At 68.2% G+C, this 12,512-nt stretch carries 12 protein-coding genes; 2 read left to right on the forward strand and 10 right to left on the reverse strand.

The features are described from left to right. Positions 1 to 56 precede the first annotated feature (56 nt). Positions 57 to 1,445 (reverse strand): MFS transporter, encoded by a 1,389-nt coding sequence (locus tag OG912_RS34655; protein ID WP_327712760.1) that lies wholly within the window; start codon positions 1,443 to 1,445, stop codon positions 57 to 59. A 555-nt stretch (positions 1,446 to 2,000) separates the two neighbouring features. Between OG912_RS34655 and OG912_RS34660 the strand changes: the two genes are divergently transcribed. Both OG912_RS34660 and OG912_RS34665 read left to right on the forward strand, forming a co-directional pair. Continuing rightward, positions 2,001 to 2,606 carry a dihydrofolate reductase family protein gene (locus OG912_RS34660; protein WP_326734468.1) on the forward strand — a complete coding sequence of 202 codons (606 nt, stop codon included), beginning with the start codon at positions 2,001 to 2,003 and terminating at the stop codon, positions 2,604 to 2,606. 407 nt (positions 2,607 to 3,013) lie between these two features. Then, complete coding sequence (locus tag OG912_RS34665; protein WP_443061050.1) at positions 3,014 to 3,286, forward strand: DUF1905 domain-containing protein; 273 nt, start codon at positions 3,014 to 3,016, stop codon at positions 3,284 to 3,286. Between the two features lie 668 nt (positions 3,287 to 3,954). Here the strand turns inward: OG912_RS34665 and OG912_RS34670 are convergent. The 9 genes from OG912_RS34670 to OG912_RS34710 form a co-directional block, all read right to left on the reverse strand. Continuing rightward, on the reverse strand, positions 3,955 to 4,404 hold the full coding sequence (locus OG912_RS34670; protein WP_327712761.1) for a MarR family winged helix-turn-helix transcriptional regulator: 450 nt from the start codon (positions 4,402 to 4,404) through the stop codon (positions 3,955 to 3,957). Between the two features lie 97 nt (positions 4,405 to 4,501). Beyond that, a complete protein-coding gene (locus OG912_RS34675; protein WP_327712762.1) occupies positions 4,502 to 5,368 on the reverse strand; it encodes a fumarylacetoacetate hydrolase family protein in 867 nt (288 codons plus the stop codon). Positions 5,369 to 5,402: 34 nt separating this feature from the next. Next, positions 5,403 to 6,443 carry a cupin domain-containing protein gene (locus OG912_RS34680; RefSeq protein ID WP_327712763.1) on the reverse strand — a complete coding sequence of 347 codons (1,041 nt, stop codon included), beginning with the start codon at positions 6,441 to 6,443 and terminating at the stop codon, positions 5,403 to 5,405. A gap of 23 nt (positions 6,444 to 6,466) precedes the next feature. Further along, positions 6,467 to 7,675 (reverse strand): FAD-dependent monooxygenase, encoded by a 1,209-nt coding sequence (locus OG912_RS34685; RefSeq protein ID WP_327712764.1) that lies wholly within the window; start codon positions 7,673 to 7,675, stop codon positions 6,467 to 6,469. 177 nt (positions 7,676 to 7,852) lie between these two features. Further along, positions 7,853 to 8,503, reverse strand: coding sequence for a CoA transferase subunit B (locus OG912_RS34690; RefSeq protein WP_327712765.1), 651 nt, complete (start codon positions 8,501 to 8,503; stop codon positions 7,853 to 7,855). Further along, positions 8,503 to 9,258, reverse strand: a complete 756-nt coding sequence (locus tag OG912_RS34695) for a CoA transferase subunit A (RefSeq protein WP_327712766.1) — start codon at positions 9,256 to 9,258, stop codon at positions 8,503 to 8,505. The genes OG912_RS34690 and OG912_RS34695 overlap by 1 nt, the downstream gene beginning before the upstream one ends. Positions 9,259 to 9,592: 334 nt before the next feature. Continuing rightward, entirely contained in the window at positions 9,593 to 10,351 is a 759-nt protein-coding gene (locus OG912_RS34700) for an SDR family NAD(P)-dependent oxidoreductase (RefSeq protein ID WP_327713617.1), read from the reverse strand. 14 nt (positions 10,352 to 10,365) lie between these two features. Next, entirely contained in the window at positions 10,366 to 11,337 is a 972-nt protein-coding gene (locus OG912_RS34705; protein ID WP_327712767.1) for a fumarylacetoacetate hydrolase family protein, read from the reverse strand. A 228-nt stretch (positions 11,338 to 11,565) separates the two neighbouring features. Beyond that, positions 11,566 to 12,504, reverse strand: a complete 939-nt coding sequence (locus OG912_RS34710) for a VOC family protein (RefSeq protein WP_327712768.1) — start codon at positions 12,502 to 12,504, stop codon at positions 11,566 to 11,568. Positions 12,505 to 12,512 lie beyond the last annotated feature (8 nt).

Consider the following 12,512-nt stretch of genomic DNA (forward strand, 5'->3'; position numbering starts at 1 on the left):
GGGGGCCGGGTGGCCTCGCACGGCCACCCGGCCCCGGAACCGCTGCGGTTCAGACGCTACGTACCGCTGCGCACGGCATCGGCGGACGGCTTCGCTGACGTGTCCTGCCCGGCATCCGGCTCGACATCAGCCAGGTCCCGGTGCCGGGTCTCCTTGGCGCAGACCACGGCCAGCACGGTGATGAGCGCGGCAGCGATCACGTACAGCGCGATCGGTGTCGAGCTGTCGTAGTCGGCGAGCAGCGCGGTGGCGATGAGCGGCGCCGGGGCACCGGCCGCGACGGACGAGAACTGGGCGCCGATCGACGCACCCGAGTACCGCATCCGGGTCGCGAACAGCTCCGAGAAGAAGGCCGCTTGCGGCGCGTACATCGCCCCGTGGAAGAACAGCCCGACCGTCACGGCAAGCAGCAGGCTCCAGAAGCTCCGGCTGTCGATGAGCGCGAAGAACGGGAACATCCAGAGCCCCACCCCGACCGCGCCGACCAGGTAGACCGGCCTGCGCCCGAAGCGGTCGGACAGCGCGCCCCACAGCGGGATGACGGCGAAGTGGATCGCCGACGCGATGAGGACCGCGTTGAGTGCCGTCTGCTTGCTCAGGTCGGCCGCTGTCGTCGCGTAGACGAGGATGAACGCCGTGATGACGTAGTAGCTGATGTTCTCCGCCATCCGGGCGCCCATGGCGATCAGCACATCGCGCCAGTGGTGCCGCAGCACGGCCACGACCGGCAGCTTCTCCGCCGCCCCGGTGGCGGCTCTGCGCTCCTCGGCCTGTGCCAGCGCGGCTTTGAACAACGGCGATTCATCGACAGACAGACGAATCCACAAACCGACGATCACCAGCACTCCGGAGAGCAGGAAGGGGATGCGCCAGCCCCAGGCCTCGAACGTCGAGTCCGACATGAGGGCGGTGAGCGCGGAGAGCACCCCGGTGGCGAGCAACTGCCCGGCCGGCGCACCGGTCTGCGGCCACGAGGCCCAGAACCCCCGGCGCTTCGCGTCCCCGTGCTCCGACACCAGCAGCACGGCCCCGCCCCACTCGCCGCCGAGGGCGAAGCCCTGCACCAGCCGGAGCACGGTGAGCAGGATCGGAGCGGCGACGCCGACGGTGGCGTGCGTCGGCAGCAGCCCGATCGCGAACGTGGCCCCGCCCATCATCAACAGGCTGAGCACCAGCAGCTTTTTCCGCCCGAGCCGGTCACCGTAGTGCCCGAAGACCAGCGCTCCGATCGGCCGGGCGGCGAAGCCGACGGCGTAGGTGAGGAAGGACAGGAGGGTTCCGACGAGCGGCTCGGAATCGGGGAAGAACAGCTTGTTGAAGACCAGGGCGGCCGCTGATCCGTACAGAAAGAAGTCGTACCACTCGATGGTGGTGCCGATGAGGCTGGCGGCGACGATGCGGCGGAGGTTGGAGGCGGGTGGGGGAGCGGTTGCTGGGGTGGCCATGGGTGGGTACCACTTCCGGGACGGTCGGCGGGGACGGGGACGTGTCGCCACACCGTAGGAAGGGCCAGGTCAGGGGCGTATGTGGCGGGACACCATAGTTCGGGTTGCCGGTGTGCGGGCCGGCGCTACGGGGAGGGGGCGCGAGCCCGTTTCCGCTTCGGGGGTGGGCGGGAGAGGGTTGTCCGAGTTGCGTTGTTCGGTATGTTTCGCAAGGGCGGTGCTGACTCCCGTGCTGACTTGGTGCTGACTACGCTGCGTTGCAGTCTGGCAATTCGGTGTGGAGCGGACGGCTGAAGCTTCCGTTTGGACGCGTCCTTGCTGCAGATCCGTGAGGTGCGTGTCTCAGTCTCGAAGGGGGCTGTGAGGACGGTGGCGCCGACGCTGCCGCAGGTATGGACCCATCCCGGGGACGAGCGGGTGGCGTCCTCGGAATGGAGACTGCGAGGGCCGGTTTCGGGCGGCTGAAGAAGGACTCTCGTTGTTCCACAGCGTGGCCGATGAGTTTGTGGCTCCCGGCCGGTCCAAGCTTGTGAGACCTCGGGAAAGGACACTGCCATGTCGGAGCTTCTTGTCGACTTCATCACCTCCCTCGACGGCTACGCATCGGGAGAGGGGTGGCCCGGGTTCTGGGGCCTTGAGGGCCCGGAGTACCTCGCGTGGCTCGGCGAGCAGCCCAAGGTCACCTACCTGATGGGAGCGAACACCTACCGCCTGATGTCGGGCTTCGCCGCAGGCGAGGTCCCGAGTGGCCAAGACGAGTTCAGGCCCGAAGAGGAGGCGTCCGTCGACGAGCTCACGCAAGCTTCCAAGGTGGTGTTCTCCTCCTCTCTGAAGGAGCCACTGACGTGGGCCAACTCCACGCTCGTCCGCGACGACGCTGTCGAGGCGGTCCGCGCCATGAAGGCGAGCGGCTCGGGGCTTCTCAGTACGATCGGCAGCCTCAGCCTGTGCCGGTCCCTGCTCCGTGCCGGACTCGTCGACCGCTTCCGGGTCGTGATGTTCCCGGTGATCACGGGGGCCACGGGTGAAGAACGCATCTACGACGGCTATCCGGACGTTGCCCTCGAGATGATCGGGCACCGCACCTTCGACGGCCGCATCCAGCTGGTCGAGTACAGGCCCCGCGTGCTCGAGCACCCTCCGCTCGCCGTCCCTGCGTGACGTCGCCCCGTCCGCCGGTCCGGACGGCCGCCAGGCCGATGCCGGCGGGCGGCCAACGGCAGGGCGCCCGGCCCACCTGGCCCCGAGCCGTCGCCGATCCCGGTCGCCCGTAGGCCTGAGCCGCAGGCTCAGGGTCGAGTCCCTGGGCCTCGCCTGGGTACGGAACCCGTTCTTGAGGTGGAGGCCCTGGCGACGAGGCAAGGACTCACTGAAAGCCATCAACCGCGGCGAGGCCGTTGGCCTTGCGGCACCTCAATGGCTCGAAGCTCACGTGCACGGCGGCCTCGACGAGTGTGGCCTCCAGGGCGGCTGACCACTCGCCGGCACCGCCGGATCTGAGTACACACTGCGTGACCCGGACGGCAACAGCCCTATTCTCATCGAAAGCTCCTGAACAGGCGGTATCCATGATGAACAAGCAGTTCGCCGCAGTCCTGCAGAAGAGCCCAGCCAAGGGCGGCTGGACCTACGTCGTGTGGCCCGAGTCAGCCGAGTACTTCGGCACTCACGGCTTGGTGAAGGTCCGGGGCACAATCGACGGCCATCCATTCCAAAGTTCGTTCATGGCCCTGGGAGACGGTACCCACAAACTGCCGGTGAAGGCGGAAGTGCGTAAGGCGATCGGCAAGGAGGAAGGGGACACCGTAACCGTCCGCCTGGAGGCGCGGGTGGGCGAATGACATCCGAAGCGTTCGGACTGTCGTGAGGGGGCACAATGTCTGGGCTGATCTCCAGTCGGTACGCACCGGCCTCCGCTTGCGCGGAGAACACACGCCCCGTACGAGTGGGCCACCCAGGACAAGGCCGGTTCACCTCCGCTCGCGCGGAGAACACGGGAGGGCATGTCCATTTCGATTCGCCAGGTTGGTGCGGATTCTCCCGTCAGCTCCAGGGACATTTTGTTAGCCATCGCCCAGTGGATCATCGTCTGGATCTCTGGGCCGTACCTGAATCAGGGCGACGGCGTGGGGATCGGCGCTGGCGTCGGCCGCGACCTGCGCGGCGGCGGCCCCGGCGCGTTGGTTGACCGCCTGGAGGCCGGCCTCGCGTCGGGAGTACTGCGCCCGGCAGTACGCCCAGGAGGTCAGCGCCCGGCTGTTGTCGACCCGCGTCTCTCACGCCCTGTACGTGCGGTGGGTGCCTTCGGGGTCGTCAGCCCACTCTTCGGACCACTGCCGGGCGGACGGTCGGCTCGGTGGGGCTGTGATTGTGGGTGGTCGTGAGCCAAAGGCGTGTGACTCCTTCTTCGACCGGGGTGCGACAGTCCTGCATTCACTGTTCCTCAGCGAGCGGGAGGTAGAAGTCGGGCCACGGGACGGGTGGCATCCGAAGGATGCTCGTCCAGGTCTCATGCCTTGTCGCGGAGCGACTCCTCGTCCAGCGAGGCGAGTCTGCTGAGGATGTCGACGGCCAGTGCCCGTTCACCCGCGGGTAGTGATCCGAGGAGCAGTTCGTTGATCCGTTCTGCTGGAGCGATCAGGGAGTCGAGCAGTTCGGCACCCTCGTCGGTGAGGCTCAGCAGGGTTCGCCTGAGGTCTTCCTCGTCGCGCAACTGGCTCACGTAGTGCTGGTCGGTCAGGCGGCGGATCATATGGTTGACGGTAGAACGGTCCAGCGAGGTGAGGCGTGCGAGAGTCCGCTGGTCGATGCCCGGGTCCCGGCTGAGGGCGTTGAGGATGGCGAACTTCTGGGAAGTGATCTCCCTGGACACGTGCTGGGCCCAGAGGGCTGTGTGCACCTGTTCGGCACGCCGGATCAGATGGCCGATGTAGTTGGGCAGCTCCAGTGCGCGTGCCACGGCGCTCCGTCCGTCGTCGAGGTGGTGCCGGCAGGGAGGCAGCCGGTCTGATGGAGTCTAGAGAGTGCGCGACACCACCTTGGGTGCGACTTGTCCGTCAGCGGGGCCGACGCCCGGGGCGCTGGTCGTAGGGGGTGGCCCGTGAGCCGTCGACCCCCACTTCCAGACGGCCGACCTGCTCGATCTCCAGCACGACACGGTCCCCGTGGCTGAGTGGTCCCACGCCGGCCGGTGTGCCGGTCGCGATGATGTCGCCGGGGTGGAGCGTCATCACGGACGAGGTGTAGGCGATCAGGTCGGCCACCCCGAAGATCAGGTCGGCCGTGTTGGTGCGCTGCCGGGTGGTGCCGCCGACATCGCAGCGTAGATCGAGGGAGTCGGGGTCGGGTATCTCGTCAGCGGTGACGATCCAGGGTCCGATCGGTGTGAACGTGTCGAACGACTTGCGTGTGGAGCGGTCTTCGCCGGAGCGGACGGTGATGTCCAGTACGCAGGTGTACCCGAAGACGTAGTCGAGTGCGTCGGCTGCGTCGACGTGAGTGGCGGTGCGCCCGATGACGACGCCCAGTTCGCCCTCCTGGTCGGTGCGCTTGTCCGTGTAGGGCAGGACGATGTCCTGGCCCGGTCCGATGACCGAGGAGTTGGCTTTCAGGAAGACACCGAGGTCGGCGACCGAGGTGGTGTACTCCATCTCCGCCTTGTGGTCGAGGTAGTTGACCGGAGCGCCGACGACCTTTCCGGGGCGGGGCAGCGGGGATTCCAGGACCGCATCGCTGAGCGGGACGCGTGCGCAGTTGGATACGTCGACATCCACCGCGCCGCCGCGGGCGAGGGCTTCGATGTGCTGGTGCAGTGGTCCGGCCGCACCGGGGGTGCTGCCTTGGGCGAGTTGGTCGGTCACGTCGACGAGGTGGTCGCCGTCGACGATTCCGAGGCGTCCTTGGTTGAACAGGGCCAGGCGCATCGTGGCCTCCTTGTGAAGTGTCGGGTGTGGTGGATCAGGCGCCGGGATCGGCGCTCTCGGTGCGGTAGAGGCCGAGCGAGCGCATGACGGGCTCGTCGCTGTACGAGAACAGGACGGCATCGTCCGAGGTGGAGGCGTTCAGGTGGCGGTAGGAGGCCCAGCCGGGAACCGCGAAGGTGTCGTGCTCGGACCAGTCCAGACGCACGCCGTCCACGATCGTGGCGCCCTCGCCGCGTACGACGTTGAAGATGGTGGATGCGGTGTGCCGGCGGCCGGCTCCCTGGAAGCCGGGGCGCAGGCGTTGGATGCGGCAGCCGATGGTGGGCATGACCGGGCCGCCCGTCCACGGGTTGGTGTACTCCAGGACGATGCCGTCGACGTCGCTTCCTTCGGCGGTGTCAGCGATGCCTTTCAGCGACCGCTCGGTCTCCTGCCAGGTGTAGCGGGTCACGGGGGAGTTGGGCCCGTCCTGGGAGAGCCAGACGGGGTTGAGCCGGCCGTGGAGGAACTGCCTGCTGCCGGCGTCATCGGCTCGGGTGACCGGTTGGAGGCGCTGGTGGAACTTCTCGTAGAAGCCGGCCTCCAGAGCGTTGACCAGCGGGTAGTCGAGAGCGTCGAGCCAGATCATCGGCGCGTCACCCTCATGGGTGTGATCGTGCCAGTGCCATCCCGGAGTCAGCAGCAGATCACCTGGGGCCATGAAGACACGCTCGCCGTTGACCGTCGTCCACGCGCCACTTCCTTCGAGGATGAAGCGGAAGGCGTTGGAGGTGTGCCTGTGGGCCTGGGCAGTCTCGCCCGGCAGGATGATCTGCAGGCCCGCATAGAGAGTGTTGACCGTGGCCGGGGGGTCGCTCAGGCCGGGGTTGACGAGCATGAGGACCCGGCGTTCGGCCTCCTCCAGGGACAGGGTCCTGGAGAAGTGCAGCAGGTGAGGCCGCAGATCCTGCCAGCTCCATCGGCAGGGCACGGCGCGGCTCTTCGGCTCTGCAGGGAATAGGTTGCCGTAGAAGCGCCAGAGCGGAGCCGCCCCGAGTCCCTCCAGTGCCTTGTAAGCAAGTTCATCGGTCGTCATGGTGTCCTCCTACGAGTGCGGGATCACGGGGTGGGGACGGCGGCAGGGGCAGGTGTCCACACCCAGGAGACGTCGTTGAAGTCGTCGGACGCTCGTGACGCGAAGAGCTGATTGCGCAGGGTGGCGCCCATGCCCTCCAGGTGGCAGATCTCGCCGAAGCGGCGGGCGTTGGTCTGGATCCGTGCGGCGCGCTCGCGGCGCTGATCGGAGTAGGTGGCGAAGGCGTCCGCAGGGTTCGTGAACCGGCCGAAGGACTGCCCGAGTGCGACGGCGTCTTCCAGTGCCTGGCAGGCTCCCTGGGCCAGGTACTGCAGCATCGGGTGTGCGGCGTCACCGAGCAGGGCGATCCTGCCGTGGACCCAGTTGTCGATGGGCAGGCGGTCGTACAGAGGCCAGCGCCGGTCGCGTGCTATCAGCGGCAGGGCGTCGCGCACGGTCTGGCATGTCCCCGCGAAGCGTTCTTCGAGCTCGGCCTCAGTGCCCCAGTCGTCCGAGTCCGGCGTGTAGTGGTCGCTCTCGAACACGGCGACCTGGTTGTAGAGCTCGCCGCGCCGTACCGGGTACTGCACCAGGTGCATGCGAGGCCCCGCCCAGACCATGACCGCATCAGAGGCGGCGTGCTGCGACATCCGGCCGGTCATCCTGTCGGGGGGAAGGGCCCCGCGGAAGGCTACGTAGCGGGAGCAGACCAGCTCTTCGTCGCCGACCAGGGCCTGACGCAGCCGCGAGTGCAGACCGTCCGCCGCCACGACGGCGTCGGCCGTGAGCCTCGGCGTCGTCCCGGCGAAATGGAGGTGCACGGCGGATTCATCCTGTTCGGCGTGCGTGACGGTGTGTCCGGTGCGCAGCGTGACGGCAGGGTGTTCCCGGCAGGCGGCAAGGAGGGCTGCGTGCAGGTCCGTGCGGTGGGTGACCAGGTAGGGATGGGTGAAGCGTTCGGTGTACGCAGAGCTGCGCAGATCGAGAGAGGTGACCTGCTCGCCGCTCAGGGCGTCCATCATCACGAGCCGGGGCGGGGCGACCGCAGTGCGCTGAACTGCATCGAGCACCCCCAGTTCTTCGAGGGCCTGTGAGGCGTTCGGGGCGAGCTGCAGACCGGCGCCGATCTCCCCGAACCGGGCAGCTTGTTCGAGGAGAGTCACGTGGTGACCGGCACGGGCGATCGACAGCGCGGCAGCCAGGCCACCGATGCCACCGCCGACCACGGCGATGCGGAGTGCAACAGGGGTCACGGACATATGGCCTCCTTGGTCAGGGAAGTGGAGGACACCGAGGGGAAGCGCGAGGCGCGCGCAAATGATCAGTACATCAATCATTGGTGTACTGACTATATTGCGAGGGTGCTACCCCGGTGTCAACGGTTCAGGGGAAAGGTCAGCGGGGAAGAACGGGACGTCAGGTCTGTGCGATCAGCATGCGGCTGTGTGACTGTCCGCGTATACGGGAGCGTCGGTGCGCGTGGTGATGTCCGCGAACGTTACGCCCGGGGCTGTCTCGACGAGGGCGAAGCCGCGTGCGGTGACGTCCAGGACGCCGAGGTCGGTGATGACGCGGTGCACACACTGCCGACCGGTGAGGGGCAAAGTGCACTCCTCCACGATTTTGGGGCTGCCGTCCTTGGCGGTGTGCTCCATGAGGACGATGACGCGCCGGGCGCCGTGGACGAGGTCCATGGCGCCGCCCATACCCTTGACCATCTTGCCGGGGATCATCCAGTTGGCTAGGTCGCCTCGGGCCGACACCTGCATGGCGCCGAGAACGGCGGTGTCGATGTGACCCCCGCGGATCATGCCGAAGGAGAGTGCGGAGTCGAAGAAGGAGGCACCGGGCAGGACGGTGACGGTTTCCTTCCCGGCGTTGATGAGGTCCGCGTCCACCTGGTCCTCGGTGGGATAAGGGCCGGTGCCGAGGATGCCGTTCTCGGAGTGGAGCACGACGTGCACCCCGGGCGGGAGGTATCCGGGGATGAGGGTGGGGAGGCCGATACCCAGGTTGACGTAGGAGCCGTCAGCGAGTTCCTCAGCTGCGCGGGAGGCCATCTGTTCACGGGTCCAGGGCATCAGTTGCCCACCGTCCTCTTCTCGATGTGCTTGTCGGCGGCCTGCTCGGGGGTGAGCTCCACCACCCTCTGTACGTAGATGCCGGGCAGGTGGACCTCGTCGGGGGCCAGCTCGCCGGGTTCGACGAGTTCCTCGACTTCAGCAATGGTGACGCGGCCGGCCATGGCCGCGAGGGGGTTGAAGTTGGCCGCAGCCCGGCGGAATACGAGGTTGCCGTGCCGGTCGCCCCGCCATGCTCGGACGAGGGCGAAGTCGGTGGCGATGCCGTGCTCCAGAAGGTACGTGCGCCCGGAGAAGTCCCGGGTTTCCTTGGGCGGCGAGGCGACGGCAACCGTGCCGTCGTGCGCGTAGCGCCAGGGCAGGCCGCCCTCCGCCACCTGGGTGCCGACGCCGGCAGGCGTGTAAAAGGCGGGTATCCCGGCGCCACCGGCCCGCAGGCGTTCGGCGAGCGTGCCCTGCGGGGTCAGCTCCACCTCCAGCTCTCCGCTGAGGTACTGCCGGGCGAATTCCTGGTTCTCGCCCACGTAGGAGCCGGTTACACGGGAGATGCGTCCTGCGGCGAGCAGGACGCCGAGGCCGCGGCCGTCCACTCCACAATTGTTGGAAACGACATTCAGGCCGCTGGCCCCTTGCTTGTGCAGGGCGTCGATGAGCACATCGGGAATGCCGGAGAGCCCGAAGCCGCCGACGGCCAGTGAGGCACCGGACGGGATGTCTGTGACCGCCTCGGCGGCGCTGCCGCTGACTTTGTTCACGTGGGTGATTCCTTCTCTGTGATGGCGCCGGGCAGGACGGTGGACCGGCGGCCGTCGACGACGAGATCGGCGCGGACGACGCCGGCGTTGGCGTAGACGATGTCGATCTCGCCGAACGCGCCCGCGGTCTCTTCGGCCCAGGCGCGGGCTGAGCCTCGTCGGCAAAGCCCAAAGGGCTGGGGACGAGAGCAGTGCCGCCCTTCCGGGCGACGAGCCGCTGGGCCCACGACGGCCTATTCGTGGATCAGGCTGCCTTCGATGGCCTCCACGCCTTCAGCGGCGAACCGCAGGGCCGCTGACCGGCCCTGGTCTCGCGCGGTGCCGGAAATCGGAGTCACCTTGCCTTCGAGCCGTTTCGTACCGCGGCTTCGGGGCGAAGGGCGTCAGATATCGACTTGACTCCGCCATGTGCGGTGAGTCCGCCGTCGACGGGTATCTCGGCTCCGCTGATGAACGACGACTGGTCGGACATCAGGAAGACCACCAGGGGAGCCACCTCGTCGACGCTTCCGGTGCGTCCCAGCGGGGTCTCGCGGATGTTGGCCTCGCGGAAGTCTGCGGCGGCGGAGGCGGTCATCTCGGTCTCGATATAACCGGGATGGATCATATTGACCCGGATGCCGCGGGGGCCGAGTTCCAGCGCGGCGGTCTTCGAGAGGCCCCGCAGCGCCCACTTGCTGGTCGTGTACGCGACCGGGTAGTGGGCGGTGAGGGCCGCGGACGAGCCGACGTTCACGATGGAGGAGCCCGGGGGCATCAGGGGCGTGAGGTGCTGGATGCCCAGGAGAGGACCGGTGACGTTGACCGCGTGGACGCGGGCCATGTCGTCGGGGCGTACATCGCCGACGCGTGCGCGCCACGTGATGCCGGCGTTGTTGACCAGGCCGTGCACCTGCCCGTGGGTCTCCCGCAGTTCGGCGGCGAGGCCGGCCCAGTCCTTCTCACTGGCAACGTCGAGACCACGGCATCCGTGCACGGGTTCCATATCTGTGGCGATGACGTGGGCGCCCTCGCGGGCGAGGGCGGCTGCCTCGGCGGCGCCCTGGCCACGGGCCGCGCCGGTGACGACGATCACCTTGCCGAGCAGTCTCATCGAGGTCTGGTCGGTCACGGACGCTCCCGGTTGCGGCGTCGGCCGGCGGGCAGGGGGAGGGGCTCGACACCGGGGACCACGGTGTTGGTGAGCGTGCCGATGCCCTCGACGGTCAGGCTCACGGTGTCACCGGGCCGCAACGGGGGCGGGGTCTGCTTGCCGCTCAGGCCCCAGAGTTCGGCGAGGCAGCCGCCGTTGCCGCAGGTGCCCGAGCCGAGGACGTCGCCCGGTACGACGCGGGTGCCGCGTGAGGCGTAGGCGGTCATCTCCTCGAAGGTCCAGCTCATGTTGGAGAGCAGGTCCTCGCCGACGGTCTCCCCGTTGACCGTGGCGGTGAGGGCCAGCCGCAGGAAGCCTTCGGCGTCGCGGTGGGGCTCCAGTTCGTCGGCGGTCACGAGGTAGGGGCCGAGGGTGGTGGCGGTGTCCTTGCCCTTGCACGGGCCGAGGCCGACTTTCATTTCGGCGGACTGCAGGTCGCGTGCGGACCAGTCGTTGAAGACGGTGTAGCCCACGATGTGGTCGCGGGCCCGTTCCGGTGTGAGGTCGCGGCCTTCGCGGCCGATGACGGCTCCCACTTCGAGTTCGAAGTCGAGAACTACGGAACCGGGCGGCACCGGGATCCCGTCCCGGGGCCCGTAGATCGCGTGCGGATTGGTGAAGTAGAAGGTCGGTGCCGCATACCACTCGTCGGGCACCCCGGCGACGCCGTCGATCGATCGGCGTACGCCTTCGACGTGCTCCTCGAAGGTGACGAAGTCGCGTACCGAGGCAGGCCGGAGCGGGGGGAGCAGCCGCACCTGGGACACATGGGGCCCGGCCGGCACATCGAGTGCCGCCGCGCCCGCGGCGAGCAGGCCGGGCAGCCCGTCGGTCTCCGTGAGCAGCGTGGTCAGAGACGTGACGCCGGGCAGGGGGAAGAGTGTGCCGTCCTCCTCCACGACGGCGACCCGGTGGCCGTGCTGATGTTGGTAAGCGGCGAAACGCATGGTGCGGCTCCAGCGGAGTGTGGGTCAGGTGAGCAGGATGCGCATCGGGTCAGGTCGTGGCCCTGCCCCGATAGCTGGCCGCCCGCGCGGAGGTGCTGGCTGCGGTGGTCCGCTGCCGTCCGACAGCTGAGCGAGCGACGGTTCGGGGTGACCGGGTGCGCCGGCTTCCTGGGGCGCGGCGGGGCGCGTCGGACAGGGGCTGTGCCGCCGCGCCCCAGGTTCGCCCGATCAGACGGGCGGGGCGACGAATACGCCGCGGTCGGGGTCGTTGAACGACTCCTTGGCGACGAGTTCGTTCATGGCGTTGGCGGTGCCCCACTGGTCGGTGACTTCGGGCTGGGAGAAGTCGTAGACGTGCGGGTGCCAGGTGTCCTCGTCGAGGTTCTCCAGCTCGGTGGTGTATTCGACGGTGTTGCCGTGCGGGTCGAGGAAGTACGTGAAGGTGTTGTCGCCCGCCATGTGGCGGCCGGGGCCCCAGATCTTCTTGAAGCCGGCGCGCATGACCCGGCCGGAGCCGCGCATGTACTCGTCGATGCCGCGCATCTCGAACGAGACGTGGTGCAGGGCGGTGTGGGGTCCCTGGGCGATGGCCATGGAGTGGTGCTGGTTGCTGATCCGCATGAAGTGCATGACCTCGCCCATGTGCGGTGAGCTGAGGGTGTCGGAGAGGGCGAAGCCGAGGTGGCGCTCGTACCAGGCCCGAGTGCGGTTCAGGTCGGGGGAGTTGAGGACGACGTGGGACAGCTTGACGGGGATGGCCTCCTTCTCCTCGATCTTCCGGTGCTGCCGGACGTCGACGTCGGCGGAGACCTCGATGGTGCGGCCGTCGACGTCGAAGAAGCGGAAGCCGTATCCGCCGCCGGGGGTGTCCACCTTTCCGGGCCGGCTGATCAGCTCCACGCCGCCGGCCAGCAGCCGCTCGGCGAGGGTGTCCACGTCGGCCGGGTTCGCGGCGCCGTAGGAGACGAGGTCGAGGCGCTTCTCCTCGGCCCTGCGCAGCCGTACGACGTACTGCTCGGGGGAGCCCTCGGCGGCGAGGAACGAGATCCCGGAGTCCTCGGCGACCTTGGTCAGGCCCCACACCCCGGCGTAGAAGTCGAGCTGCTTGTCGTAGTCGGGCACCGCGAGGTCGACGTGCCGCAGGTGGGTGAGCAGGCGTGCGTTCATAGTGTTCC

The organism is Streptomyces sp. NBC_00464, assembly GCF_036013915.1.
GTDB lineage: Bacteria > Actinomycetota > Actinomycetes > Streptomycetales > Streptomycetaceae > Streptomyces.